Origin of the sequence: Microcystis sp. T1-4 (assembly GCF_000297435.1) — a bacterium.
In the GTDB taxonomy this organism is placed as follows: domain Bacteria; phylum Cyanobacteriota; class Cyanobacteriia; order Cyanobacteriales; family Microcystaceae; genus Microcystis.
Window position 1 is genome coordinate 1 of the sequence record NZ_CAIP01000412.1, and the last position, 24787, is coordinate 24787.

General features: G+C 40.8%; 29 protein-coding genes and 1 pseudogene. 22 read left to right on the forward strand and 8 right to left on the reverse strand.

The window, feature by feature from the left end:
- From MICAI_RS19575 to MICAI_RS27385, 6 genes and pseudogenes are all read left to right on the forward strand, one after another.
- Positions 1–591 (forward strand): annotated as a pseudogene (locus MICAI_RS19575) (hypothetical protein); the annotation flags it as partial.
- A gap of 59 nt (positions 592–650) precedes the next feature.
- Positions 651–3284, forward strand: coding sequence for a cyanophycin synthetase (gene cphA, locus MICAI_RS19580; RefSeq protein WP_008206266.1), 2634 nt, complete (start codon positions 651–653; stop codon positions 3282–3284).
- 117 nt (positions 3285–3401) lie between these two features.
- Complete coding sequence (locus tag MICAI_RS19585) at positions 3402–4103, forward strand: DUF488 domain-containing protein (RefSeq protein WP_002794879.1); 702 nt, start codon at positions 3402–3404, stop codon at positions 4101–4103.
- The gene (locus MICAI_RS19590; protein WP_008206271.1) at positions 4039–4485 is read left to right on the forward strand and encodes a DUF488 domain-containing protein; all 447 of its coding nucleotides are present in this window, start codon (positions 4039–4041) and stop codon (positions 4483–4485) included. The genes MICAI_RS19585 and MICAI_RS19590 overlap by 65 nt, the downstream gene beginning before the upstream one ends.
- The gene (locus tag MICAI_RS19595; RefSeq protein WP_232306240.1) at positions 4473–5231 is read left to right on the forward strand and encodes a dual OB domain-containing protein; all 759 of its coding nucleotides are present in this window, start codon (positions 4473–4475) and stop codon (positions 5229–5231) included. Before MICAI_RS19590 ends, MICAI_RS19595 begins: the two co-directional genes overlap by 13 nt.
- An 83-nt stretch (positions 5232–5314) precedes the next feature.
- Positions 5315–5497, forward strand: coding sequence for a hypothetical protein (locus MICAI_RS27385; RefSeq protein ID WP_232306241.1), 183 nt, complete (start codon positions 5315–5317; stop codon positions 5495–5497).
- 14 nt (positions 5498–5511) lie between these two features.
- On the opposite strand, the gene MICAI_RS19600 is transcribed toward MICAI_RS27385, so the two are convergent.
- The 5 genes from MICAI_RS19600 to rpaB form a co-directional block, all read right to left on the reverse strand.
- On the reverse strand, positions 5512–5997 hold the full coding sequence (locus tag MICAI_RS19600) for a hypothetical protein (protein WP_232306242.1): 486 nt from the start codon (positions 5995–5997) through the stop codon (positions 5512–5514).
- A gap of 632 nt (positions 5998–6629) precedes the next feature.
- Positions 6630–6950: a DUF5615 family PIN-like protein gene (locus MICAI_RS19605; protein WP_002781446.1), complete on the reverse strand. Its 321-nt coding sequence runs from the start codon at positions 6948–6950 to the stop codon at positions 6630–6632.
- A 1-nt stretch (position 6951) separates the two neighbouring features.
- On the reverse strand, positions 6952–7170 hold the full coding sequence (locus MICAI_RS19610) for a DUF433 domain-containing protein (RefSeq protein WP_002746174.1): 219 nt from the start codon (positions 7168–7170) through the stop codon (positions 6952–6954).
- A 665-nt stretch (positions 7171–7835) separates the two neighbouring features.
- Positions 7836–8477 (reverse strand): cofactor assembly of complex C subunit B, encoded by a 642-nt coding sequence (locus MICAI_RS19615; protein ID WP_008206296.1) that lies wholly within the window; start codon positions 8475–8477, stop codon positions 7836–7838.
- A gap of 9 nt (positions 8478–8486) precedes the next feature.
- Positions 8487–9215, reverse strand: a complete 729-nt coding sequence (gene rpaB / locus MICAI_RS19620; RefSeq protein ID WP_002734727.1) for a response regulator transcription factor RpaB — start codon at positions 9213–9215, stop codon at positions 8487–8489.
- 233 nt (positions 9216–9448) lie between these two features.
- Between rpaB and radA the strand changes: the two genes are divergently transcribed.
- The 13 genes from radA to MICAI_RS19690 all read left to right on the forward strand — a co-directional run bounded on the left by radA (position 9449) and on the right by MICAI_RS19690 (position 20129).
- On the forward strand, positions 9449–10975 hold the full coding sequence (gene radA, locus MICAI_RS19625) for a DNA repair protein RadA (RefSeq protein ID WP_008206299.1): 1527 nt from the start codon (positions 9449–9451) through the stop codon (positions 10973–10975).
- Between the two features lie 45 nt (positions 10976–11020).
- Positions 11021–11122 (forward strand): cytochrome b6-f complex subunit PetL, encoded by a 102-nt coding sequence (gene petL, locus MICAI_RS19630; RefSeq protein WP_002791324.1) that lies wholly within the window; start codon positions 11021–11023, stop codon positions 11120–11122.
- Positions 11123–11194: 72 nt separating this feature from the next.
- Positions 11195–11650 carry a DUF29 domain-containing protein gene (locus MICAI_RS19635; protein ID WP_008206303.1) on the forward strand — a complete coding sequence of 152 codons (456 nt, stop codon included), beginning with the start codon at positions 11195–11197 and terminating at the stop codon, positions 11648–11650.
- An 11-nt stretch (positions 11651–11661) separates the two neighbouring features.
- Entirely contained in the window at positions 11662–12117 is a 456-nt protein-coding gene (locus MICAI_RS19640; RefSeq protein ID WP_008206305.1) for a DUF29 domain-containing protein, read from the forward strand.
- 12 nt (positions 12118–12129) lie between these two features.
- On the forward strand, positions 12130–12585 hold the full coding sequence (locus tag MICAI_RS19645; RefSeq protein WP_008206307.1) for a DUF29 domain-containing protein: 456 nt from the start codon (positions 12130–12132) through the stop codon (positions 12583–12585).
- Between the two features lie 11 nt (positions 12586–12596).
- A complete protein-coding gene (locus MICAI_RS19650; protein WP_008206308.1) occupies positions 12597–13052 on the forward strand; it encodes a DUF29 domain-containing protein in 456 nt (151 codons plus the stop codon).
- 11 nt (positions 13053–13063) lie between these two features.
- Positions 13064–13522 (forward strand): DUF29 domain-containing protein, encoded by a 459-nt coding sequence (locus MICAI_RS19655; protein ID WP_008206310.1) that lies wholly within the window; start codon positions 13064–13066, stop codon positions 13520–13522.
- Complete coding sequence (locus MICAI_RS19660) at positions 13515–14444, forward strand: lysylphosphatidylglycerol synthase transmembrane domain-containing protein (protein WP_008206313.1); 930 nt, start codon at positions 13515–13517, stop codon at positions 14442–14444. Before MICAI_RS19655 ends, MICAI_RS19660 begins: the two co-directional genes overlap by 8 nt.
- A 185-nt stretch (positions 14445–14629) precedes the next feature.
- Positions 14630–15439 (forward strand): Uma2 family endonuclease, encoded by an 810-nt coding sequence (locus MICAI_RS19665; RefSeq protein ID WP_008206315.1) that lies wholly within the window; start codon positions 14630–14632, stop codon positions 15437–15439.
- Positions 15440–15741: 302 nt separating this feature from the next.
- Positions 15742–17115 (forward strand): 1-acyl-sn-glycerol-3-phosphate acyltransferase, encoded by a 1374-nt coding sequence (locus MICAI_RS19670; RefSeq protein WP_008206318.1) that lies wholly within the window; start codon positions 15742–15744, stop codon positions 17113–17115.
- 39 nt (positions 17116–17154) lie between these two features.
- Positions 17155–17976: an alpha-ketoglutarate-dependent dioxygenase AlkB gene (locus MICAI_RS19675; protein ID WP_008206320.1), complete on the forward strand. Its 822-nt coding sequence runs from the start codon at positions 17155–17157 to the stop codon at positions 17974–17976.
- Positions 17977–17978: 2 nt separating this feature from the next.
- Positions 17979–19358, forward strand: coding sequence for a hypothetical protein (locus MICAI_RS19680; protein WP_008206321.1), 1380 nt, complete (start codon positions 17979–17981; stop codon positions 19356–19358).
- 309 nt (positions 19359–19667) lie between these two features.
- On the forward strand, positions 19668–20129 hold the full coding sequence (locus MICAI_RS19690) for an Hsp20/alpha crystallin family protein (RefSeq protein WP_008206322.1): 462 nt from the start codon (positions 19668–19670) through the stop codon (positions 20127–20129).
- Positions 20130–20231: 102 nt separating this feature from the next.
- Here the strand turns inward: MICAI_RS19690 and MICAI_RS19695 are convergent, their stop codons facing one another.
- The 3 genes from MICAI_RS19695 to MICAI_RS19710 form a co-directional block, all read right to left on the reverse strand.
- Complete coding sequence (locus MICAI_RS19695) at positions 20232–21446, reverse strand: DUF790 family protein (protein WP_008206323.1); 1215 nt, start codon at positions 21444–21446, stop codon at positions 20232–20234.
- 77 nt (positions 21447–21523) lie between these two features.
- Positions 21524–21868: a hypothetical protein gene (locus tag MICAI_RS19700; RefSeq protein WP_008206324.1), complete on the reverse strand. Its 345-nt coding sequence runs from the start codon at positions 21866–21868 to the stop codon at positions 21524–21526.
- Between the two features lie 405 nt (positions 21869–22273).
- Positions 22274–22468 carry a hypothetical protein gene (locus tag MICAI_RS19710; RefSeq protein ID WP_008206328.1) on the reverse strand — a complete coding sequence of 65 codons (195 nt, stop codon included), beginning with the start codon at positions 22466–22468 and terminating at the stop codon, positions 22274–22276.
- A gap of 358 nt (positions 22469–22826) precedes the next feature.
- On the opposite strand from MICAI_RS19710, the gene MICAI_RS19715 reads away from it, so the two are divergent.
- From MICAI_RS19715 to MICAI_RS19725, 3 genes are all read left to right on the forward strand, one after another.
- Positions 22827–23177, forward strand: coding sequence for an STAS domain-containing protein (locus tag MICAI_RS19715; protein WP_008206330.1), 351 nt, complete (start codon positions 22827–22829; stop codon positions 23175–23177).
- A 291-nt stretch (positions 23178–23468) separates the two neighbouring features.
- The gene (locus tag MICAI_RS19720; protein ID WP_008206332.1) at positions 23469–24398 is read left to right on the forward strand and encodes a CoB--CoM heterodisulfide reductase iron-sulfur subunit B family protein; all 930 of its coding nucleotides are present in this window, start codon (positions 23469–23471) and stop codon (positions 24396–24398) included.
- 22 nt (positions 24399–24420) lie between these two features.
- Complete coding sequence (locus MICAI_RS19725) at positions 24421–24753, forward strand: phospholipid-binding protein (RefSeq protein WP_008206333.1); 333 nt, start codon at positions 24421–24423, stop codon at positions 24751–24753.
- Positions 24754–24787 lie beyond the last annotated feature (34 nt).

The window sequence follows — 24787 nt, forward strand, 5'->3', positions numbered from 1 at the left end:
ATTGATCTAACTTCCGGTAGAAAAGGAGCTAAGTCTGGAAAAGGTTTCTCGCCGGTTATGGTTGGACAAAAATGGGCTATTGAGCAACTGTCTCAATTGGCAACAGTCCATACTCGCTTTGGTTGGCAAACCTCTAATCTCAGAAAACATTTGCGACTAGAAAAGTCTAAAAATAAAGCAGAACAATCACCAGAAAGTCATGCTAACGATGGAATTGCTCTTGCCTGTTTTCAATTTTTAGATTATTTGCCATTCCATACTTCTAATGGACATGGATATGATTGGAAGGGTTATGTTAAAGTAACAAACGCTCCTTTCGCTGTCATCAAACGTCCTCCTATTAGTCGTCGTCAACTTCACCTGATGGTTTTTTCTAAGGGTGGTAAACGACGTAAATATGGTGGCTCTATTACAAGACATGGGTTCCGTAAAGGAGATTTAGTTTCTTCTCCCAAAGGAATTGGTTATGTCAGTGGAGATACCGAAAAACAGCTATCTGTAAGCGATACCAATGGTCAACGATTGGGACAGATAGCTGTTAGCAAGATTCAGTTAATTCGTCGTTCTAACGGTTTAATTGTTTCTCACTAACTTGTATAAAGCCGCCCTCCGCTATCGCTAAAGGGCGGGGTTTCAGACCCATTTTTTCGATGAAAATTCTCAGAACCCAAACCCTGCGCGGTCCCAACTACTGGAGTATTCGTCGCGACAAGCTCATTGTTATGCGTCTAGATCTCGAAGATCTCGCAGAAAAGCCATCGAATGAAATTCCTGGCTTTTACGAGGGATTAATCGACGTTCTCCCCAGTTTAGTCGAACATTACTGCTCCCCCGGTTATCGCGGCGGTTTCTTTGAACGAGTCCGCACCGGGACCTATATGGGCCACATTATCGAACACATCGCCCTAGAATTGCAGGAATTGGCAGGAACTCCCGTCGGTTTTGGTCGCACTAGAAGCACCTCCACCCCAGGAGTCTATAACGTCGTCTTTGAGTACGTTGACGAGCAAGCGGGACGTTATGCGGGTCGGGCTGCCGTGCGTTTGTGTCAATCGATTGTCGACACGGGAACCTATTCTAAGGAAGAATTGGCCCAAGATTTAGCCGATTTACGCGATTTATGCAATAATGCCTCCCTCGGTCCGAGTACCGAAACCATCGTTAAAGAAGCACAGGCTAGAAATATCCCTTGGTTACTCCTGAGCGCTCGTTCCATGGTGCAATTGGGCTATGGTGTTCACCAAAAGCGCATTCAAGCCACTTTAAGCAGTTTTTCGGGGATTTTAGCCGTTGAGTTGGCCTGTGACAAGGAAGGCACGAAAACTATCCTCAAGGATGCCGGCATTCCCGTCCCCCGGGGTACGGTGATTCAATACTTGGATGAGTTGCCCGAGGCAATCGAGGAAGTGGGAGGGTTTCCCATCGTGATTAAACCCCTCGATGGCAACCACGGCCGGGGCATCAGCATCGATGTTAAAAATCAACAGGAAGCAGAGGAAGCCTATGATCTGGCCAGTGCCGCCTCAAAAACCCGCAGCGTGATCGTAGAAAGATACTATAAAGGCAGTGATCACCGAATTTTAGTCATAAATGGCAAAGTCGCCGCCGTGTCCGAACGGATCCCCGCTCACGTCGTCGGTGATGGGCGCTCAACTATAGAAGAATTAATCGAGATTACTAATCGGGATCCCAACCGGGGCGAGGGTCACGCCAACGTTTTAACTAAAATAACTATTGACAAAACCGCCCTTAATGTGCTAGGGAAACAGGGCTATGAATTAACCAGCATTTTAGCCCACGGAGAGATCGCCTATCTGCGGGCCACGGCTAATTTAAGCACCGGCGGCATCGCCGTGGATCGTACCGACGAAATTCACCCCGAAAACGTCTGGATCGCCCAAAGAGTGGCAAAATTAATCGGTTTAGACATTGCCGGGATCGATGTGGTGACAGAGGATATCCGCAAACCCCTGCGAGAAGTAGATGGGGTGATCGTAGAAGTCAACGCTGCCCCCGGTTTTCGGATGCACGTCGCCCCTAGTCGCGGTTTACCCCGCAATATCGCCGCCCCGGTTATCGATATGTTATTCCCCCCTGGGACTCCCAGCCGCGTGCCGATTCTGGCAATTACGGGAACTAACGGCAAAACCACCACTAGCCGCTTAATTTCTCATATTTGCCGACAAACGGGGAAAGTAGTCGGATTTACCACGACGGACGGCGTATATATCGATGATTATCTGGTAGAAAAGGGCGATAACACCGGTCCCTACAGTGCCAGTATGATTTTGAAGGATCCCACAGTAGAGATTGCTGTATTAGAAACGGCCCGGGGTGGTATCCTGCGATCGGGTTTAGCCTTTAATCAGTGCGATGTGGGAGTGGTGTTAAATGTGGCCGCCGACCATTTGGGTATCGGTGATATCGACACCATCGAACAAATGGCGAAGGTAAAGAGCGTTGTGGCCGAGGTGGTTAGCGCCGAGGGTTACGCGGTTTTAAATGCCGATGACCCCTTGACCGCTAGTATGGCCGAAAAAGTCAAGGGAAGAGTGGCTTATTTTTCCATGAGTCCCGATAACCCGATTATTCACGACCATATCCGTCGCGGTGGCATGGCCGCCATCTATGAGAATGGCTATCTGTCGATTCTAGAGGGAGAATGGACGCTGAGAATCGAGGAAGCGGTTAATATTCCCGTGACTATGCAGGGAATGGCTCCTTTTATGATTGCTAACGCCCTGGCCGCCTGTTTAGCCACTTTTGTGCAGGGGATCGATATCGAGTTAATTCGCCAAGGGGTGCGGACTTTTAAACCTTCCGTCGCCCAGACCCCCGGCAGGATGAACCTGTTTGACTTGGGACACCATCACGCTTTAATCGATTATGCCCATAATCCAGCCGGATACGAAGCCGTCGGCGGTTTTGTCGGCAATTGGTCCGGGGAAAAAGTCGGCGTGGTCGGCGGACCTGGCGATCGACGCGATGATGATTTAATTTTATTAGGGAAATTATCGGCGCTTATGTTCGATCGGATTATTGTTAAGGAAGATAACGATACTCGCGGTCGCCGCCGGGGAGAAGTGGCCGATTTAATTCTCCGGGGAATTAGCCAAGAAAATGCCAGTTTGCGTCCAGAAGTTATTCTCGATGAAACGGAAGCTTTAGAGAAGGCTTTAAGCACGGTTTCCGAGGGTGGTTTAGTGGTAATTTTCCCGGAAAGTGTCACCCAGGCGATCGATTTGATCGAGAAACATCGACCCCTGACCGATAACCAGGGTTAGAAGTTGGGATATTCTGCCTATAGAGTCATTTCTGGCCCGATGGCCTGTTCCCCTCTCTAGGCAATCGTTGATCTACAATGATTATTGTAGGCTTTCATCGAAGGAATAATAATATTGATGCAGTTATTCACCATCGGTCACTCTAATCACGAAATTGCCTCATTTATGCTTCTACTTAAGAAGCATAATATAACTGCCCTTGCTGATGTTCGTTCTCATCCTTATAGCCGATTTCTCAAGCATTTTAATCAGTCAATATTGTCAAATGCTTTAAAAAGTGAAGGCATTTACTATGTGTTTTTGGGCAAGGAATTAGGAGCCAGACCGAGCAGCGAAGAATGTTATGTCAATGGTAAGGCTTTATACGAAAAAATTGCGAAAACATCAGCTTTTAATCATGGAATTGAACGAATTTTACAGGGAGTGAAAAAACATCGAATTGCCCTTATGTGTGCGGAGAAAGACCCGATTGAATGTCATAGAGCGATTCTGGTTTGTCAACATCTACGTCATTGCGATTTAGATATTTATCATATTCTCAAAAATGGTGACTTGGAATCTCATGACCATCTGGAAGAAAGAATGCTGTTTAAACATAGTTTGACAGATTTTTCAGCAAGTAGTCAAAAAGAAATTCAGCTTTCTTTATTTGTCGAGCCAAATAGCAATATTCTCACAAAAGCAGAATGTTTGGAGAAAGCTTATAAGCTTCAGGGTGATGCAATTGCTTATATAGAAACAAGTGGTAATTATGATGAACAGGACAATCAATCTCTTTACAATCGGCTTTACTCAAAAGACTGCACAGAAGTTCTTTGATGACTTACAAAAAGCTGGTGTTAAGAGAGTTATAGATACTCGTTTAAATAATGTTTCCCAATTAGCAGGATTTAGTAAAAAAGCTGACCTAGAATATTTTTTAAAAGTCATCGGTGGCATTGACTATGTTCATGTTTTAGACTTAGCTCCAACTCAAGATATTCTTGATGAATATAAAAAGAAAAAAGTTGATTGGACAATATACGAACAAAAATTTAGACAACTTATTAGTAGCCGGAGGATTGAAACAAAAGTTTCTCCAGATGTAATTAATAACGCTTGTTTACTCTGTAGTGAGGCAAAACCTCATAATTGTCACCGTCGTTTAGTGGCGGAATATTTAAAGGATAAATGGGGGAATGTCAATATATGTCATCTCTGAAAAAAATTGTCTGTCTTGCTAATTCATGGAAATTAAATGAACGCTGTATCGCTGGAATTGATATTGGTTCAGGAAATTGGGTTCGTCCTGTGTGTGATTCTCTTTATCCAGAAGATGGCAGGGTTCCACGAGCAGTTAGACTAATTTCTGGTAAAGAACCAAAAGTTTTAGATATTCTCGAAATTCCCCTTGCTGATACTGGCAATGATTTTGGGTTTGAATCGGAAAATCTTTCCGTTTTACCCGGTGAGTGGAAATGTGTAGGTAGATTCAATATCAATGATTTGGGAAAGTATTGTAGAACCCCAACAAAAATACTGCACAATTCAATTAAATATGTTAATCCTTCTTATTTGAAAAACCTTAATTTCAATCAACGTTATACTCTCCAGTTGATTCAAGTGCAGAGTTTTAGAGTATATCAAAAAGAAAATTCAAAAGGAAATTTTGAGTGGCGTGGCACAATTACAACAGCGAATGGTAACAGTTTGACAGAAGCAAAGATAACTGATCCCGTATTTGTCGAGAAATTAAATACAGGCTATCAACCTCAGCAAAACTGTTTTGTTACCGTCAGTCTTAGTCTGCCTTGGATCTCTTCGGCAAATTGGGAAGGAGAAGCTCCCTGCTGGAAATTAATAGCAGCTGTAATTGAATTACAGGAATTACGACTAGACAACTTTTTTATAAATTGTTGGCTCGAAAAAATCTCTGTTCGTGAAATTTTCAGAGCTATGAACAGTTGAGTTTAACAGACTGAAGTGGGCGAGGTAAATTTAGCATAAATGCTGGAGCGATCAAGCGAAAATAAGGCTCTTCTCAACTTTGTGTGATAAGTTTAACTTATATAGTAGCGATCGATCTTTGTGTCCTCTGTGTCTCTGTGGTTCCTTCCACTCCCTCGCCCGCAAGACTGTATCTTAGAATACATTTTACCCACCAAATCCAAAAGGACCCCATTTCCCTATCCTTGTCAATTCTGTATCAAAGCAGCTTGACATCCATATCTTGATAAAGTTATCAAAGTTACTCTGGTTTGAGACTATCTAAAATTAATTGTATATCTAAATCAAGAGCTTGAGCAATTTGTTCGATCGTTAATCCTAATCCTATTAGTTTGGGAACAGTTTCTAGTTTTGCTTTAATAACATTGTTTTCAGTTTTATAAATATGATAATTTTCTATTTCTCGATTATTAGAAGGGTTATGACAAAAAGTAACCTGATCAATTTTTACAGAATTTACTATGTTATTGGTACTACTCGTGGTAATAAATCTTTCAATTGCTGATCGAACAGTTGATTTATTTAATTCTTCCCCTAACACTTCCGAAAGAATGCGCCAAAGTTCATAGGCTTTATCTCTGGCATGACCTTCAGAACAATTATATTTTTCTGCTATTTTTGCATATTTCTGACCATCAAAAACGTTCTTTAAAATCCCTAATTGCAATGTATCGAGATGCTTTCCCGTGTGGTCAAAAACCAGATTATCAATAAGTGAGCAAATCAAACTTTTGCTAATACCGAAACTATTTTGTTGGTACAGCAACCTGTAGACCCGGTGTATATTGCTCCATCAACAGGACCAGAGAGCAAATGTACTTATTATATAGTGCGTGGTAAAGATGGAAAAATTTATGACTGCTGAAAATGTACATATGGCGGGCCGTATTGTTTTAGAAGAGAGTAGTGCGACTGTTATTTAAGATTCTAGACATCTGGTCAACAGAACTTCTCGCAATACTTCACTTTTCATGTCTCTGGGGATGCAAGAGAAAACCCTATCGCCATTAGACGATTTAGGTTTAAGGGAAAAATGAAAAATAAACTATAGCAAAGAGCGGGGTGGTTAGGACAATTAATCGCTGAAACCCTTGACCGATAAGAGTTTGAAAATTGAAAGCGTCCTAACTAACTCGTTCTATGCCATACTATTGATCTTGAATGTCTTAAACTTATGTTTTTGCATAGCTTTAGCTACCTTGTTGGCTATTATGGGTGAGCCAATACCTGCATTTTTGATTGGATTTATTGTGTTTATCTTCCTAGGGATAGTTCTTGGAATAATCTTCCCAAGTCGGTAGCCTTAATATCTTAGCCCAGACTCTTGAAAAATGGCTTAAATTCATTTTAAATAGGTTGTTATAAACTTACTACTGTTGCTGTTCCTTTTGTTACTGTTGCCAAAACTTCTAAAACTTTAGGGACCAAAGGCTTTAAATCAGCCAAACGATTTGATTGTGATTGTAAAATAATAATAGCTAGATTAAACTGCGGTAAATTTTGCTCAAACGGCAAATTCTTATCCACTGTAATAAAAATATCAAATTCTTGTGAAGCTAAACCTAACAGTTGACCATTCTTGATCCCAGTCCATCCCATTTGCGGAACAGTTTTGATATTATAACCTGTAAACTCCCTCATTAATCTTCGGTCAATACATTCATCTAAAAGAAGCCTCATTTCACGCTACCCTATCAATAAGCTCTTTTTCAAATTCTGCAAGTAAGCTAATAACTCGTTCTCTTGTTACCGTCGGAAAACCCTCTAAAAAATCATCAATTGATTCTCCTGCTTTAAGATAATCAAAAAGTGTTTGTATCGGAACTCTAGTACCTGAAAAAACAGGAACACCACTCATAGTTTCAGGAGATACATGGATAAGAGGCGAATATTTAGCCATTTTGATTACCTTCTTAGCTTCTACAGAGTAGATTAACCCAGAGCAATGCGTCTTGTCTTCATATTCTAGCCTAGATTCTTGAAAAATGGGTTAAACTGATGCTAAATAGGGTTTGCTGACAAAGTACGGGCGAAGCATTCGGGCAATAACCTATCGGTGAAACCGTAGATTTTTTATCCGAATGCTTCGCCCCTACAGGACGCGGGCCGATGAAGACGCAAGGTTTTGAAGCACGATTCTCTCAAAATCTTGCACCTGTTTCGCGAGAAAAGCCACAAAACCCTTACCTTGCCTACATTTCACCTTTATTCAGCAAACCCTAAATAGGTTAGGGAAGTGACTTTCAGTTAATGATGCTAAAAATGAACAATAATCTAAAATCAAGCCGATAATGACTAAATGCAACCGACGGAAGCCCAACTTAGACAACTCTATCACCTAATTTCAATAAAGTCCGAAAACTATGCACGGGTAGGTTCTTTATGGGAGGGGATGGGGGTGATGACCTTCTCGACCCCTAACTATCAGTTAACGATTTTTAAAAGCTTCGATCGCCGCCGGCAAAGTATAGCTATCTCACCATTGAGATAACTGCTGTAGCTACAGGTCGATCGCTAACTGTTTACTCTCATCTTAACCAAATTCTTAAATCTTACTGAAATCGTCTAAAACTGACTGAAAGTGTCGGCTAATTTATCAGCAATTCCCTCGATCCAAATTTCATCTTGTTTAGTGTAACTGCGCGGTGCATTTGCCGCCAAAATTAACACCCCTTCCTTACCGATGGGTTGACAGATTAAGCCTTGGGTGTTTTCTGGCAAATAGTCAAACTCGATTTTAGCGGGATATAAATTTAAATTAACTAAATAAACGGCTTTACCAGTTTCTAAAACTCTTTTGATAATATTACTAACTTTAACTTCAGAATTCTGGCTTAAGATACCGCGACGTAATAAAACTTCTCCCCGATAATAAACGATCAGAGATTTTGTCACGGTGTTAGTTAAAAGTAAATGGGAGGCCCAAGCAAGCTCAATTTTAACCGGTTCTGGCAAATCTGGGGCAAATTCCAGGCCTTCGCGCCCGATTAATTCCACAGCATCCGGTAAGCGAGGTTGAACTCTTTGCCAGATTAAACCCACCAAAATTAAAACCCCACTCAAAATCACTCCCATCACATCGGAACGCGCTTGCGATGGGGTTAAATCGGCAGTGGCAAAACGATTAAACATTAATACCGTACCCCCGACGATGCCGGCGAACAGGGGTAACAGTCTTAAAATACGATTGGGATCAGCTGGTGCCATAGCTGAGAACTATTCCTCGTCTAGTTCTAAAATCCGCTGGAAAAGATAGCCTGTACCTCTAGCGGTGAGAATTAACTCAGGATTGCTGGGATCATCCTCTAATTTGGCTCGTAAACGGGAAATATGCACATCTACCACCCGCGTATCCACATGACGTTCGGGGGTATAACCCCAAACTTCCTGAAGGATTTCCGAGCGGGAAAAAGCTTCTCCCGATCGACTAACCAATAATTCCAGTAAACTAAATTCCATACCAGTCAGACGGATGCGTTCATCCCCCTTATAAACTTGGCGTTTATTGGTATCGATTTTAATTGAACCGATATGAATCACACCGGAACTAGGAATCCCTGGAGCGCCATTTTTCTCTACCCGACGCAACACCGAACGAATCCGCGCCTCGAGTTCTTTGGGAGAAAAGGGTTTAACCACATAGTCATCGGCACCCAATTCTAGTCCGGTAATTCGATCGGCCACATCCCCCAAAGCGGTTAACATAATGATAGGAATATCCGATTCTTTGCGGAGTTCCTGACAGACACCGTAACCGTCTAATTTCGGCATCATCACATCCAAAACCACTAAATCGGGTTCGGCAGTGCGGAAGGTTTCTAAAGCTTCCTCGCCGTCGGCGGCGGTGACGACTTCATAACCAATCATCGACAAACGAGTCTCTAAGATACGACGGATGCTGGCTTCATCATCAACAACGAGAATTTTTTCCTTCTGGTTCTCCAACTGAATTAACACTCCTTAGTTAAATAGTGTGATGAATTTTAAAGTTAAATAACGAGCGTTCCTGTTTATAGAATATCCTTTGGCCGTTATCATTAAGCCTGAATTTCCTATTTTATTTCTTTTATGGCAATTATCAATAACTTTATTGTCCCCCTCCCCCCATATCATACTTAACTAAATTTGACAAGAGAATTGATCCTCAAACCGCTTTTCTTTAACTTTTCTTAAAAAACATGGCGAAATCGCGAACAATATATATCTGTAGTGCTTGTGGGGCGGAATCTCCCCAATGGTTGGGAAAATGCCCCAGTTGTGACACCTACGGGACTTTAGAAGAACAAGTGGTAGCTGGTGGCAATAATCAGGCGGTAAATCGCCCAGGATGGCAAAATAGTCGCCCAAATAACGGCAAAGGACAACGCAACCCGCAGCCGCGCATCTCGGTGCGCTTCTCGGAAATTACCCAGTATGAACAGGAACGTTTTCCCTCTGGGTACGGGGAATTTGATCGCGTTCTCGGTGGTGGCATTGTCCCCGGTTCTCTTGTACTAATTGGCGGCGATCCGGGTATCGGCAAATCGACGCTTTTACTGCAAGTTACCAACCAACTCGCCCAAAGATTACCGCGCATCCTCTACGTTTCCGCCGAGGAATCGGGACAACAGATTAAACTGCGGGCTGCCCGTTTGGGGGTGGGAGTGGTTGCCGTGGAGTCGGAAAATAACGGCAATGGCAAGGAGAAAAAAGCCTCCGAATCAACCGCAGAACTCGATAATCATCTCTACGTTTTGCCAGAAACCGATTTAGAGGAAATTTTGCGAGAATTAGAATCTCTACGCCCACAAGTGGCGGTAATTGACAGTATTCAAACTCTTTATTTTGGGGCCTTAACTTCCGCGCCGGGATCCGTCGCCCAAGTTCGCGAATGTACCTCCGCCTTGATGCAGGTGGCAAAACGGGAGAATATTACTTTATTAATTGTCGGTCATGTTACCAAAGAAGGGGCGATCGCTGGTCCGCGAGTTTTGGAACATTTGGTCGATACAGTGTTATATTTTGAAGGCGATCGCTATGCCTCCCATCGTCTCTTAAGATCCGTGAAAAACCGTTTTGGGGCAACCCATGAGATCGGTATTTTCGAGATGGTGGATCACGGTTTGGTGGAAGTGGAAAACCCCTCAGAATTGTTTTTAGGCAATCGCGACGAATTTTCCCCGGGTACGGCGACGGTGGTAGCCTGTGAAGGTACACGCCCGATTGTGGTGGAGTTACAGGCATTGGTTAGCCCTACCAGCTATGCTTCCCCGCGAAGATCGACTACTGGCATAGAATACAACCGATTACAGCAAATTCTCGCCGTTTTAGAAAAGCGCGTCGGCATTCCTTTATCGAAATTAGATGCCTATGTTGCCTCCGCAGGAGGGTTGGGAGTGGAAGAACCGGCGGCGGATCTGGGAGTTGCGATCGCTGTTGTCGCCAGTTTTCGCGATCGAGTCGTGGATCCGCGCACAGTTTTAATCGGGGAAGTGGGATTAGGCGGACAAGTCCGCTTAGTGTCGCAAATGGAACTAAGATTAAAAGAAGCGGCGAAATTGGGCTTTAAACGGGCGATTGTCCCCAGAGGTCAAGTTTATCCCGAAGATGTGGGCTTAGAAATTGTTCCAGTCGGCAAGGTAATCGAGGCAATTGTCGCCGCAATTCCCCCCCAGCAGCGCTTTGGGGAAGATCCGGAAGACGAGGAAGGGGAAGGGCAAGAATAACGGTACAATGCTAAAAAAGATTAAATTACTTGGGAGATTTTCACCATGTCTGTGTTAGCTGTTGCTGCTTTAGCGGGTTATCTGATCGTTTTTACCGGAATTGCCCTCGGTCTCTTTTTCGGTCTGCGCGCCGCTAAAATTATCTAGTATATAAACAGTAAAAAAGCTCTAGTGATCGATTTAACCGGTCACTATTGCCTATTGTAGGGGAGATAAAAAATGACTGTTATTCCCGACTTTAAAACTCTCTACGAAATTGATGATTCTCTCTGGTTAGAAGAAACCATCGAACTCTTGAAAGCGAAAAAATTTGACGCTTTAGATTTAGAGAATTTAATCGAGGAGTTAGAAGATTTGGGTAACGAAAAAAAGTTTCGTATTGCTAGTTTTTTACAGCAAATTATTAGACATTGTTTATTATTACAATTTTGGCCAAGGGAAAGAGAATATAATCAAAGTCATTGGCAAGCAGAACTGGTAAATTTTCAAGATCAATTAAATACCTACCTAACGGCAAGTTTACGGAAATATTTAGAACAAGAATTTGATAATATTTATCAGAAGGCACTCCGTTATGTGAGAAAAAAGACCAACAATCAAGTCAACTTTCCCAATACTTGTCCCTACAGTTTAGAAGAAATTCTCGATCCTAATTGGCTACCAACTTACGAATAAAGGAGATGATAATGACTGTTATTCCCGACTTAAAAACTCTCTACGAAATTGATGATTCCCTCTGGTTAGAAGAAACCATTGAACTCTTGAAGAATAGAAGATATGAAGATTTAGATTTAGAAAACTTAATCGAGGAGTTAGAAGATTTGGGAAACGAGAAAAAGTTTCGTGTTGCTAGTTTTTTACAGCAAATTATTAGACATTGTTTATTATTACAATTTTGGACAAGGGAAAGAGAATATAATCAGGCTCATTGGCAAGCAGAGATAATAAGTTTTCAATATCAGTTAAAGCGCTATTTAACCACAAATCTTCGCAAATATCTAGAACAGGAATTTGAGCAAATTTACTTTGAGTCCCTGCAATACGTTCGTAAAAAAACTGATAATAAAGTCAACTTTCCTGATATTTGTCCCTACAGTTTAGAAGAACTTCTCGATCCTAATTGGCTACCACCTTACGAATAAAGGAGATTAACAATGACTGTTATTCCCGACTTAAAAACTCTCTACGAAATTGATGATTCTCTCTGGTTAGAAGAAACTATAGAACTGCTCAAGGCTAAAAAATTTGACGCTTTAGACTTAGAAAATTTAATCGAGGAGTTAGAAGATTTGGGAAACGAAAAAAAGTTTCGTGTTGCTAGTTTATTAGAGCAAATTATTAGACATTTTTTACTCCTACAGTTTTGGACAAAGGAAAGAGCATATAATCAGGATCACTGGGAGTTAGAAATAGTCAACTTTCAAATTCAGCTAAAAAGACGCTTAACCACTAATCTCCGTAATTATTTACAAAATGAATTAACTAACATTTATGAAGATGCAGTTTTCTTTGTGCGGAAAAAGACAAAGAATAAAGTTACTTTCCCCGATACTTGTCCCTACAGTTTAGAAGAACTTCTCGATCCCAATTGGCTACCACCTTACGAATAAAGGAGATGATAATGACTGTTATTCCCGACTTAAAAACTCTCTACGAGATTGATGATTCCCTCTGGTTGGAAGAAACTATCGAACTCTTAAAAGCGAAGAGATTTGACGCTTTAGATTTAGATAATTTAATCGAGGAGTTAGAAGATTTGGGTAACGAAAAAAAGTTTCGTGTTGCTAGTTTTTTACAGCAAATTATTCGTCATGCTTTGTTACTGCAATTTTGGACAAGGGAAAGAGAATATAATCAGGCTCATTGGCAAGCAGAGATAGTTAGTTTTAAAGATCAACTAAAACGTTATTTAACCACAAATCTTCGTAAATATCTAGAACAGGAATTTGAGCAAATTTACTTTGATTCCGTGCGATATGTTCGTCAAAAAACTGATAATAAAGTCAACTTTCCCGATACTTGTCCCTACAGTTTAGAAGAACTTCTCGATCCCAATTGGCTACCACCATACGAATAAAGGAGATGATAATGACTGTTATTCCCGACTTAAAAACTCTCTGCGAAATTGATGATTCTCTCTGGTTAGAAGAAACTATAGAGCTGCTCAAGGCTAAAAATTTTGACGCTTTAGATTTAGACAATTTAATCGAGGAGTTAGAAGATTTGGAAAACGAAAAAAAGTTTCGTGTTGCTAGTTTGTTAGAGCAAATTATTAGACATTTTTTACTGCTACAATTTTGGCAAGATGAAAGAACATATAATCGTTCTCATTGGCGCTCAGAAATTGTCAATTTCAAAAACCAGATCGATACTTATTTAACTAATAATCTCCGTAATTATCTCAGTCAAGAATTACCTCGTATTTACCAGAAAGCCTTAAATTATGTTAGAGAAAAACCCGATAATCAAGTTAGTTTTCCTGGAGAATGTCCCTACAGTTTAGAAAATCTGCTCGCTCTCGATTGGTTGCCTCCAGAAAATGAATAAAGGAAAAAACGAAATGCTGAAAAAGTTTCTACGTTGGCTAATTATTGGGGGAACCTTATTTTTCGTTCTCAGTAACCTTAAAAATAACTGGGATAACGTCACCTCAGTTAGAATTGAAAATCATGGCTGGTTATTTCTTTTCTTGGCACTTGTAACCACGGTTATTGCTCAAATTTGGGCAGGATGGGTGTGGACATGGATACTCAAAAGCTATCAACAACCGATTAAAACCTCCGCAGGAATTGGCATCTATATGATTACCAATTTAGGAAAATATCTACCCGGTAATATCGGTCATTTTTATGCTCGCATCGTGGCAATTAATAAAGCAGGAAGTGATTGGGGAACAGCTAGTTTAAGCGTTTTATTAGAACTTTTATTACTGGTATGTGCGGCCTTAGCCATAGCAGTAATTGGTAGTGGTTTAGGTTGGATGAAATCTAGCTCAAGTCTAGGGATACAGATATTAGTTTTAGGATTAATTTTAATCGGCATTCATCCCAAATTTTTAAATTATCCTCTCAAAATCCTTAGCCAAAAGAAAAAGATTGCTCAAGAACCTGTTTATCTAACTAAATATCCTCTCGTCCCTCTCCTGGGTGAAACTGGATTTTTATTGTGGCGCGGTGCGGGTTTTATTTTGGCTGGAATGGTGTTAAAAATGATTGCCCCCGCTCAGATTTTACCCCTCTTAGGAACCTTTAGTTTTGCTTGGTTATTGGGGTTAGTTGTCCCCGGAGCGCCGGGGGGATTAGGAGTTTTTGAAGCCACAGTGATCGCACTTTTAGACGCAGAAAACTTTCCCGCCGCTAACGTACTTGTCACCGTTGCTATCTATCGTTTAATTAGCATTCTCTCCGAAGTCATTGCCGCCGGAATCGGGACAAAATTAGTTAAAGATAAAGCCAAGTTTTTTGGTTAGCTTAGGGATATTAGTCGGGCCTGTTAGCCCAATGTAACCCATCCAGAAGAAAAGTTTTGATCATTGTTAAGCCAAGATAATTTTCTCAACTCCTAAAATCTATCTCCTCACTCCTAAATTCTGATGTAACATAGGATCAATAATCAGCAAAAATCTGGACACTCCCACCTAGAGAGGCCGAAAAAATGACGATTGCCAAAAGCGACGAAACTGCCACCTCTCCGGCACCGATAGAAGAAGATTTCGAGGACTTTTGGGAACCACCCCCACCCCCCACAGACTTAATTTTTGATGATGGTGAACCCTTGGAAAGCAACCGACACCGCATTGCCATGAATGTCTTGATTCGCTCCCTACAGCAGGGTTACGGCGAGCGAGACGACTTCTACACCGGTGGCAATATGTTTATTTATTTCAGCCGCGAACAGGTGAAAAATCGCGATTTTCGCGGGCCCGATTTCTTCGCCGTCCTCAATGTCGATGGCAAGAGAGAGCGACAGGGTTGGGTAATTTGGGAAGAAGAGGGACGTTATCCCGACGTTATTGTGGAATTAACCTCTCCTAGTACCGCCAAAACCGATAAAGTCCGAAAAAAAGCCATTTATGAGGGAACCTTCCGCACGCCAGATTATTTCATCTACGATCCTTTCGATGGCAATTCTTTACAAGGATGGCATTTAGGGGCCGACCAACGCTACCATTCTTTAGAACGAAACGAGCGCGGCTGGTTATGGTGCGAAAGCTTAGGCTATTGGTTGGGAACTTGGCAGGGGACTATTGACCGAGAAACGGCAATTTGGGCGAGATTTTATGACCCAGAAGGCAATTTAATCCCCTTGCCAGAAGAAGCAGCCCAGGAGCAAGCAGCCGCGGCACAGGAGCAAGCAGCCGCGGCACAGGAGCAATTAAATGCTACTCAGCAAGCTCTGGAAGCGGAGAGACAGCGTTCTCAACAGCTGGCGGCTCGTTTGCGAGAAATGGGGATAGAGCTATAGTATAGCTGTATTTGTTTAGGTGAGGAGGTAAACTGCTCCTGTTCCTCCTCGTTCAAAGTCGGTTAATTTCTCCTTTCACGGTTGAGGGAGCCTGCAATCCCAGTGTATTTGAAATCTAGCTCGACACCTGTTTGCTGCTGTGATTACCTTTTGGACAGTGGGTAATTATTGATCAGAGTTTTCTTTTATTCTTCCTTAAACAGTAAACAGTGAACTGAAAACTGAAATCTGATAACTGATAACTGATAACTGATAACTGATAACTGTCTCAACTAGGAAATTTATTTGGCACGACTACTTATATGTCTAATCTATCTTTAGGCGCGCAACCCCCCCTCGAATTTATCCCCCCTGACCTTAATCCCTTGCTTTTAAGGGGATGTCAAATCTTTTTACCTCTCTGGTTACAAACTCAAACCAATTTAAGGGAAATTTCCGCCGCCAATCTAGAAACTTTAATCACATTTTATCAAAAAAGTCAAGAGAAAAAAGTCCGTTTACTGCTTGCTTTTCGTCATCCCAGTATTAACGACCCCTACTGTATGGCCTATCTTTTGTGGAAATTAGTACCCAAAAAAGCCAAAGAGTTAGGAATAAAATTACCAGCACCGATTCACGCTCATTTTATGTACGATCGAGGGATTCCTTTATGGGCTGGAGAAAGGGTAGGATGGTTATATTCTAAGTTAGGTGGCACACCAATTCAACGGGGAAAAGCCGATTTAATCGGATTGCGTTCGGCTCGTCGTTTATTATTAGAAGGAGATTATCCTTTAGCCGCCGCTCCAGAAGGGGCAACTAACGGACATAATGAGCTTGTTAGTGCTATTGAGCCGGGTATTTCTCAATTGGCTTTTTGGGGTGTGGATGATGTCAGAAAGGCTAAACAACAGCAAGAAGTAATTATTTTACCTATTGGTATTCAGTATTTTTATCTAACTCCAGTGTGGCAAGAGATCGAGCAAATTTTAACTAATTTAGAAACCGATAGCGGTTTAGAACCAATTCCGAATTCATCCCCAAAAGAAAAGGTTTTATACGAGCGTCTTTTTCGGTTAGGAGAAAGATTATTATCCTTAATGGAGGATTTTTATCGAGATTTCTATTATCAATCTTTGCCAGTAGTGCCTGCCAATGGTGATGATCCAAATGAAACTCTAGCCAAACGTTTAGCCAATTTATTAGATGTGGCCCTACAAACCGTAGAAAAGTATTTCAATGTTTCTTCTAATGGTAATGTGATCGATCGCTGTCGTCGTTTGGAACAAGCAGGATGGGAACGCATTTATCGGGAAGAATTAAAACCCACTCATTCTATTTCTCCCCTTGAATTAGGATTAGCTGATCGCCTGGCCGATGAAGCTAATTTAAAAATGTGGCACATGAGAATTGTGGAAAGTTTTGTGTCAGTAACTGGTTATTATGTCAAAGAAAAACCCACTGTAGAAAGATTCGCAGAGACAATTTTATTACTCTGGGATTTAGTGACAAGAATTAAAGGAGGTAATCCCTTTTTCCGTCCCCAAATTGGTCAACAAAAAGCGATAATAACTATTGGTAAACCTATTTCCGTATCCGAGCGCTATGGCGATTATAAAAGCGATCGACGCTCGGCCGTAGCACAATTAACCCAAGATTTACAAACCAGTTTAGAAAGTTTAATTATTCATCAGTAGATAATTAATATCAAAATGTTTTAATTTTTTATCCTATCTATGAGTAAATATAAAACTTTGCATATCAAAGAATCTATCTCTCTTTTAAAAGTCTATCTGCTAGAGGCAGAAAAAACTCAGCCGATACAAGCATTGATTGATTTTAAAACATCTCAGTCTGATAATATTAGACAGTTTGCTCAATTTTCAGATTATAGCTATAGCACATTATACAAATGGTTTAGGCGTTATCGTCAGCAAGGAATTAGAGAATTTATCAAAATTAATCCTCTAGAATCAACCATTGGAGAAACATTAATTAATCGAGACGGTGAAGTTATTTTTTACCAAGAAATATTCAATGATAAACAAAGTGAATATTTGCTAAATATTTTGCAAAATGAGATAGCTTGGCGACAGGATTATATAAAAATGATGGGGCAAACCTTACCTCTACCTCGATTAACTGCTTGGTATGGCGATTCAGATAAATCCTATACTTATTCAGGAATTAATATGAATCCTCTTGCTTGGACAGATACCTTATTATATATTAAAGAGAGAGCGGAAACTCTAGCAGGTACGAAATTTAATAGCGTGCTTCTGAATTTTTATCGAGATGGTCGAGATAGCGTCGCTTGGCATAGTGATGATGAACCAGAATTAGGCAAAAATCCAGTTATTGCATCGGTTAGTTTTGGCAGCACAAGAAAATTTTCACTTAAACATAAACAGGAGGAAGATATTATCAATCTTGAGCTAACATCAGGTAGTTTGCTAATCATGCGCGGAGCAACTCAACACCACTGGTTACATCAATTACCCAAAACTAATCACAATATTTCTGCGAGAATTAATCTTACTTTTAGGGATATTATCTAACCATGAACGAACTTAACAATTTATACCACTTAATTATCGAAAATTTAATTGATCTGAATAGACTACAGGGAAAAAGTCTTAGTATTAAATCTTACTTACAATCTTTGCAACCTGATGTTAAACGACTAAGAAGTAGTTTTCATACTAATCATGTAAGTGTAGATTATTCTAATTATAACACTCAGGCTGCTTACTTACTGGCTTACTATCCTCATTATGTAGAAATGACTTATAGAGTTTTGGAAAGCTTGCAAGAAAAAGACCCCAGCTTGATGCAGCTAGTTTTTGATAAAAAACATCTCAAAGTTTGTTTATTTTGCGCGGGTGCTGCACCTGAAGCTCTTGGTTTATTAAGTTTTTTACGACAATTTTACCCAGAAGTAAAATCGATAGTTATCTATTCCTACGACCTATATTCTGATACTTGGCGAATCAGTCAAGACATCACTAAAAATATAATCAACAATTGCTTTAAAGACTATCATTTTGCTCTCCTCAGTCATCATTTAGATATAAATCAAATTGATTCTTTTTTTTCAATAGTTAGTAATATAAAAGACAGCAATATTTTCATGTTTCAAAACTGTTTAAATGAATTTGGAGAAAATGATAAAGATTTAAAAACAATACTTGAAAACATGAAATTCTTATCAGAAAATATGCCTAGCCATAGCTTTATGTTTATAAACGATTTGAGATTATACACTCAAGTTAACAGAATTATAGATAGTATTATTAGTATAATTAATGATTTAAATAAAACGAACTTTGATGATTACAATGAACAAGCATTTTTGATCAATAAGAGTATGGAAGAAACTTTCAAATCATCAATCGCCATTTCTGATAATGTAACGAAATATTTATTAACGGGTGCGAACAACTTAATTCCCAGAAAAATAATTAATTATAATTATCTTAGCGTTTACAAAATTTTCAGGAAAGAAAGCAAGCTATTTGAACAAAGTATTGATAATAAATATATCGATTTATTAGAACAAGTTAACCGACTACAAACTAAGTTTAATAGTTTTGATGTTAAGCTAGAACAGTTATTAGCTGTTGAAAGTAATTATTTAAAAATTTCTGAGATTGTAGAATCCTATGATCAAAAATTAGAGGAATTTCAGACAACCTTGCAAAAGCAAAAAGATACAATACAAGCTGATTTAGAAACTTTTAAATCTCATCTGCAAAATCTTGAGACTAAGAACTCGAAACAAAAAATTAAGTTAGAGGAAATTGAGCGCAGACTGAATCGTTTTCAGGAAGAACGAAAAAACTTAACACGCCAACTAGAGAGAAATCGCAAAGCCGTTATATTCGCCATCTTAATTGGCTTGCTAGGGGTTATTTTAGGAGTTATTGCTCTATTTCGATGAAAATAATAGACAACAATTAGGGTTTGCTGAAAAAGTTTGTTGTTGGAGTCAGTTATCAGTTATCAGTTATCAGTTATCAGTCATCAGTTATCAGTTATCAGTTCACTGAGAAAACACCCCACACCCCACACCCCACACCCCACACCAGGAAAAACTTTTTCAGCAGACCCTAGTATAGGAGATAGTACGGGAATCTGGAAAAACTCAATACCGAAAACCCTACCCCAGTCAGGGAATCTTTTATCTATCCTAAAAGTGTAGAGATAAACCAACATCTCTAGCCTTAAGAAAACTTCGGAGGTGACTTATATGGCACTTATACGTTGGGAACCTTTCAGAGAAGTAGAAAGCCTACAAAAAGAAATGAACCGCTTGTTTGACCGTATCGTGCCGACTGATGTAGGCAATGGCGAAAAAATGGGGTTGTCCTTCATCCCAGCGGCGGAAATTACCGAAACGCCAGAGGCAGTTCAGCTTAAACTGGAAATACCTGGTATGGAAGCCAAAGACCTCAACGTGGAAGTAACAGCCGATAGTCTGACCATTAATGGTGAAAGAAAATCGGAAATTAAAACCGAAGAAGAAGGATTTACCCGCACTGAGTTCCGTTATGGTAAATTCCATCGGGTTATTCCTCTACCAGTTCAGGTTGATAACACTAACGTGACGGCTGAATACAAAGATGGCATTCTCAATCTCACCCTCCCGAAAGCGGAAGAAGAAAAAAATAAAGTGGTGAAAGTGTCCATCAATCCTGCCATTGCTCAATGATGTAGCTCTCATTGTCCGGTCTTGAGCAAAAAGGTTAACCTAGTCTGATTAAACCAAAGCGGGAGTATTAAATCATACTTCCGCTTTTAGCTTCCTAACCTTTTAACTTAAAACTTCTAACACTGCTTGGGGTGATAATTTATCTTTAAACCAGATAACCTGAGCGGGTAGATTTTGAAATTTAACTCCAGCTTTTTCTAGATTTAACCGTTCCGATACGGCTAAAATTAAATTATTTGCTTGGGCCGATTTGACCTGCAAGAATTTTTTTTGTAGGTATTCTGGTCGCCAATAACCAACAATTTCGAGGAGAAAAACGCGACCATCGGGATGCACTAAACGGAAATCGGGAATCATCACTCCTCCGGGTAAAGGCACTAAATCCACTTCCCTTTCTAGTTGCCATTCAGTTTTTAACTGTAACCAACGTTTAGCGAAAGATTCCTCTAACATACTATCGTAGGGTTTACCCGGGGAATAGTGGGAGACCAGACCACAGTTATCCTCTAAATTGAACTGTTGTTTTTTAATAGTTCCTGTATAGGAATCTTTATACTGTAATTGTGCCTTCAAATTCCAGTGAGTCACATGGAGTAAGGCAGGAATTAATTTAGCGATTTCAATGCCATAACGACTATTAGCTTTAAATAAACTGGTGGGACCATCGATAGTAATAGTAAATCCCGTGTCGGCATCCCCTTCGATATAAGTCATTAAACGAAATAGTTTTAGATAGCGAAAGAGATATTTATATTCCCCCGGATCGTTGCGGTGGACATTGATGATTAAATAACTGGCCCGATAAAAAATACCTTGAATTTGCGAGAGGTTAAAACGATGAATTAAGTTTTCGGGGGTGGGAGCATCAAATTGAGTGAGAATTTTATTCTCCGCTAAATCAGCATAGAGTCCTTTTTCTAGAGCTACTGGAAAAATTTCTTGATTTAATTCTTGGCTGAGTTGCTGGGCAATTTTTCCCAGAATTAGCGATCGATTTTGGGGAATAGGAACAAAGTTAGCCGCTTGTTCAAAAACTCTTTTTCTTAATTCCTGCGGTTCTAAGGGACTAATAATCTCAAAGGTGGCAAAATGATTGGTTAATAGGTGAGCAAATCCCCGTTTAATTTTATAATCGGGACTGTCTCCCTCTAAGATTAGGAGTTTTTGGCTTAATTCTCCTTTCGTTTCACCGATACTTTCCTGAAAACAGGTGATTTGTTCTTTGGCGATCGCCAGATAATCGGCAGCGAGCGGTAAGCGTTTAGGAATAATTGTCTCGCCATTTTGACGGGAAATCAATAAATCGGTCGGTAACATGGCAAGCTAGAGAAGAATAATCAGATGGGGAGAGGTGGGACGACAAGGAAAGTCGAAACCCCAAAAATCCCCCGCTTCTAACTATTTTGGTCGAGATAACGCTCTAAATCTTCGATCACACGGGTTAATTCTGCTTCTGTGGTTAAGCGTAGGCGATCGTCACGAACCGTTAACAAAACTTTAGCCGAAAAAGGACTCGGATAAATATTGGGATTACAAAACACTTCCAGAAATACATCACCAGTGTGCTGATATTCCAGCGGTTTTTGGGGTTGGGGTTTACCCCCACTAGCGGCATTACTGGCGATCGCTTTCAGTCGATCGAGTAAAATGTTAATTTCCCTTTGCAAATCCAGAGCAGCACTGGGACTGAAACGAAAAGTAACGGAACCTTGCAAGAGATTAAGAGTTAAAGGAATCATGGAAAAAATCAGGTTAAGAGAAAGCCTGAAGTTAATTATATTAATTTGGGGAAATTTGGGGAAATTGGGTTTTGGCGGATTGTTCAGTCATCAGTAAACAGTAATCAGTAATCATACTAAATCCTGTTTAAAAAGTATAGGATAGTGGGGTGTGGGGTGTAGGGTGTAGGGTGTGGGGTGTGGGGAGAAACAATTCATAACTTGAGAGTTAATCACACTATTAAAAACGGATTTGGTACCAGTGAGGTTCTTCGTTACTTGGTCTGGTTCGATCGGGGGGCTTAAATCGACCAAATCTTTATCTGGTAAGATACTTAATTGATGCGTTCGTTCTTGAGCGAAAACAATTGACAAAAATCGCAGCAATGTCTTTCTCTACTGATAACTGATAACTGATAACTGAAGTTACCGACGCGGAACGAGATTAATCCGGCCCTCGTCCATTTCATCCATGAGTAACTCTAGGGCCTCATAATCCACATCGGAAACGTAACCAAGACGAGCGAGGAGTTCATTAATTCCGTTCTCGATTTCTGGCGTGATTTGACGATAATATAGGGCTTGTTCCACTAATTGGCGGATAGTCGGCTTGGTATCCACGATTTTCTTACTCTAGTTCGATAAATCTAATTTCCGTATCCTGCTTTACTTTATTTCAGCAAAAACACCAGTAGGATATTGGGTCATCATCAGTAATTCGGGATTAGAGCTTAAACCTAACGACTTTCCCCTGATGTTTACCCCAGTAAGTCCTGATCACTGTTCCCTTTTACCCCCAGATACCAAGGTTAACCCAGAACTGGTTCTTTGCCACAGGGTCGAAGATTAAAAAAAGATTAATCTTTTCAGGAGAGAGAAAATTGATCCAGACCGGGGTTGCAAAATCAGAAAGTTAGGACATAATAGCGGTATCTGATTTCCAGTTAAAAGGTTCATTTATGAATTTCAAAGCCCAGCCATGAAAAGCCCTGTAAAAGTCCCAGAAATTGCTCTATTTGAGCCAAAAGGCTATATTACCGCCGCCAACGTCCTAGAATTTCAAGAGCAGCTCACCAATCTGGTGAACCAGAATAGCTGTATCACTTTTCTCGTGGATATGAGTAGGGTGGAATTCCTCGACAGCGCGGGATTAATGGCTTTAGTTACCGCCTTTCGTCTGGCTCAAAGTCAAGATAAATCCTTCAATATCTGTTCTATTCCACCTTCAGTCAAGATTATCTTTGAATTAACCCAACTCGATCGGGTTCTCTCGATTTTCCCTAGCCGTGCTGACTTTGATGCTGTTATCACCCTCCCCCAAGCGGCGTAAGCAGACAAAATAGCGTTTCTCGTCGCAATTTCTCGGCTAAATTCTGAATTTACCTGGGAATCACCCCTTGGCTGGCTATCTTCCCATTTATCCAACCGACTCCTCAGGACAACAATTTTTCTCAAGGAGAGCCATTATACTGTTGAGATGGCTCTCCTCCTTTTTGGATATTATTTCTAGGGGCAAACTACCATGGACTTGTTGGGAGCAGCTCACAAAAGACTGTCTATTAAGAAATTCCATGACTTTAGTGATGACAGAGGGGAAGGAGGGCAAGATGGTAGATAGGTAATGAGTAGTAATTTCCTAGAATCCATGACAGTCAAAAATCTCCAGTATGCTTATTTTCCCGGTTGTGTCGCCCAAGGTGCCTGTCGGGAACTATATTTATCCACGGCAGCCCTGACGGAAGCTTTGGGGATTAATTTAGTCGAACTCAAAAAAGCTGCCTGTTGTGGTTCGGGAACCTATAAGGAAGATTCGCAACTGTTGGAAGATGCCGTCAATGCGCGTAATATTGCCCTAGCGGAAGCCCTCAATTTACCCCTGTTGACTCACTGTAGCACCTGTCAAGGAGTGATCGGTCATGTGGATGAGCGCTTGAAGGAAGCAAAGCATAATAATCCCAATTATGTTGAGGAAGTTAATAATTATTTACAGAAAGAACATTGTTCCCCCTACCAAGGTACGACGACGGTTAAGCACCTACTCTGGGCAATTGTGGGCGATTATGGCTTAGATAATCTGGCGGCCAAGGTGGTTCGTCCCTTATCAGGCTTAAATTGTGCTGGTTTTTATGGTTGTTATCTCCTGCGGGCCCAGGATACTCTCCCCTACGATAATCCTTTTCAGCCGGAATCTCTAGAAAACGTCTTTCGGACCTTGGGGGCCAATCCGATTTATTATCAAGGACGCACTCAATGCTGTGGTTGGCCCCTGTCCAGTTATGCCACCACCCAATCGTTCCAAATGGCAGGAAAACACATTTTAGAAGCCATGGCAGCCGGGGCCGATTGTTTAGTCACCCCTTGTCCTTTATGCCATCTTAATCTTGATTCCCGACAACCGGAAGTGGCAAAAGTGATCGGTCGAAGTTTAGGTTTACCTGTATTACATTTTTCCCAATTAGTCGCTTTAGCGGTGGGAGTCAGTCCCGATCGTTTAGGATTAGATCGACACATCGTTTCCACCAAATCCCTCTTAAAGAAATTGGGGTTTTAGAACTCAATCAGGAGTGTTAGCAATGGATTGGTTAAAAAGAATTTTTGGCTTAGATAAACCGGTCAATGCCGCTAGTGCGATCGCAGGGAAGGCCGCTGCTGCCGGTATTCCCCCCGAAAGAGTCGGATTAGACGGAAAATACGACGAAAGCGGCCTAGCTAAACGAGTAGTTTTAGCTTTTGACGAGACACCGGATTTAGCTGATGAGGACAAATTGTGGGTCGCTCAAACTGGCAGTAAAGTTGTACTAAAAGGCAGGGTTTCCCATCAGGCGACTTTAAATAAAATGGTAGCAATTGCCAGTAAAGTCCCTGGGGCAACCAGCGTCGATAGCAGTCAAGTAACTATTGGGTGAAGTCGAACGGCTGTTAACCTCTTGTAAAAATCAA

Excerpts from the sequence above, each read along its gene's own strand:
- MICAI_RS19690 (WP_008206322.1), top strand. The coding sequence starts at position 19,668 with ATGGCACTTATACGTTGGGAACCTTTCAGAGAAGTAGAAAGCCTACAA.
- MICAI_RS19645 (WP_008206307.1), top strand. The coding sequence starts at position 12,130 with ATGACTGTTATTCCCGACTTAAAAACTCTCTACGAAATTGATGATTCT.
- MICAI_RS19720 (WP_008206332.1), top strand. The coding sequence starts at position 23,469 with ATGAGTAGTAATTTCCTAGAATCCATGACAGTCAAAAATCTCCAGTAT.
- petL (WP_002791324.1), top strand. The coding sequence starts at position 11,021 with ATGTCTGTGTTAGCTGTTGCTGCTTTAGCGGGTTATCTGATCGTTTTT.
- MICAI_RS19655 (WP_008206310.1), top strand. The coding sequence starts at position 13,064 with ATGACTGTTATTCCCGACTTAAAAACTCTCTGCGAAATTGATGATTCT.
- MICAI_RS19640 (WP_008206305.1), top strand. The coding sequence starts at position 11,662 with ATGACTGTTATTCCCGACTTAAAAACTCTCTACGAAATTGATGATTCC.
- MICAI_RS19610 (WP_002746174.1), bottom strand. The coding sequence starts at position 7,170 with ATGGCTAAATATTCGCCTCTTATCCATGTATCTCCTGAAACTATGAGT.
- MICAI_RS19590 (WP_008206271.1), top strand. The coding sequence starts at position 4,039 with ATGAACAGGACAATCAATCTCTTTACAATCGGCTTTACTCAAAAGACT.
- MICAI_RS19615 (WP_008206296.1), bottom strand. The coding sequence starts at position 8,477 with ATGGCACCAGCTGATCCCAATCGTATTTTAAGACTGTTACCCCTGTTC.
- MICAI_RS19680 (WP_008206321.1), top strand. The coding sequence starts at position 17,979 with ATGAACGAACTTAACAATTTATACCACTTAATTATCGAAAATTTAATT.
- MICAI_RS19670 (WP_008206318.1), top strand. The coding sequence starts at position 15,742 with ATGTCTAATCTATCTTTAGGCGCGCAACCCCCCCTCGAATTTATCCCC.
- MICAI_RS19700 (WP_008206324.1), bottom strand. The coding sequence starts at position 21,868 with ATGATTCCTTTAACTCTTAATCTCTTGCAAGGTTCCGTTACTTTTCGT.
- MICAI_RS19595 (WP_232306240.1), top strand. The coding sequence starts at position 4,473 with ATGTCATCTCTGAAAAAAATTGTCTGTCTTGCTAATTCATGGAAATTA.
- MICAI_RS19635 (WP_008206303.1), top strand. The coding sequence starts at position 11,195 with ATGACTGTTATTCCCGACTTTAAAACTCTCTACGAAATTGATGATTCT.
- MICAI_RS19715 (WP_008206330.1), top strand. The coding sequence starts at position 22,827 with ATGAAAAGCCCTGTAAAAGTCCCAGAAATTGCTCTATTTGAGCCAAAA.
- MICAI_RS19660 (WP_008206313.1), top strand. The coding sequence starts at position 13,515 with ATGAATAAAGGAAAAAACGAAATGCTGAAAAAGTTTCTACGTTGGCTA.
- MICAI_RS19665 (WP_008206315.1), top strand. The coding sequence starts at position 14,630 with ATGACGATTGCCAAAAGCGACGAAACTGCCACCTCTCCGGCACCGATA.
- MICAI_RS19650 (WP_008206308.1), top strand. The coding sequence starts at position 12,597 with ATGACTGTTATTCCCGACTTAAAAACTCTCTACGAGATTGATGATTCC.
- MICAI_RS19605 (WP_002781446.1), bottom strand. The coding sequence starts at position 6,950 with ATGAGGCTTCTTTTAGATGAATGTATTGACCGAAGATTAATGAGGGAG.
- cphA (WP_008206266.1), top strand. The coding sequence starts at position 651 with ATGAAAATTCTCAGAACCCAAACCCTGCGCGGTCCCAACTACTGGAGT.
- MICAI_RS19725 (WP_008206333.1), top strand. The coding sequence starts at position 24,421 with ATGGATTGGTTAAAAAGAATTTTTGGCTTAGATAAACCGGTCAATGCC.
- MICAI_RS19675 (WP_008206320.1), top strand. The coding sequence starts at position 17,155 with ATGAGTAAATATAAAACTTTGCATATCAAAGAATCTATCTCTCTTTTA.
- radA (WP_008206299.1), top strand. The coding sequence starts at position 9,449 with ATGGCGAAATCGCGAACAATATATATCTGTAGTGCTTGTGGGGCGGAA.
- MICAI_RS19585 (WP_002794879.1), top strand. The coding sequence starts at position 3,402 with ATGCAGTTATTCACCATCGGTCACTCTAATCACGAAATTGCCTCATTT.
- MICAI_RS19695 (WP_008206323.1), bottom strand. The coding sequence starts at position 21,446 with ATGTTACCGACCGATTTATTGATTTCCCGTCAAAATGGCGAGACAATT.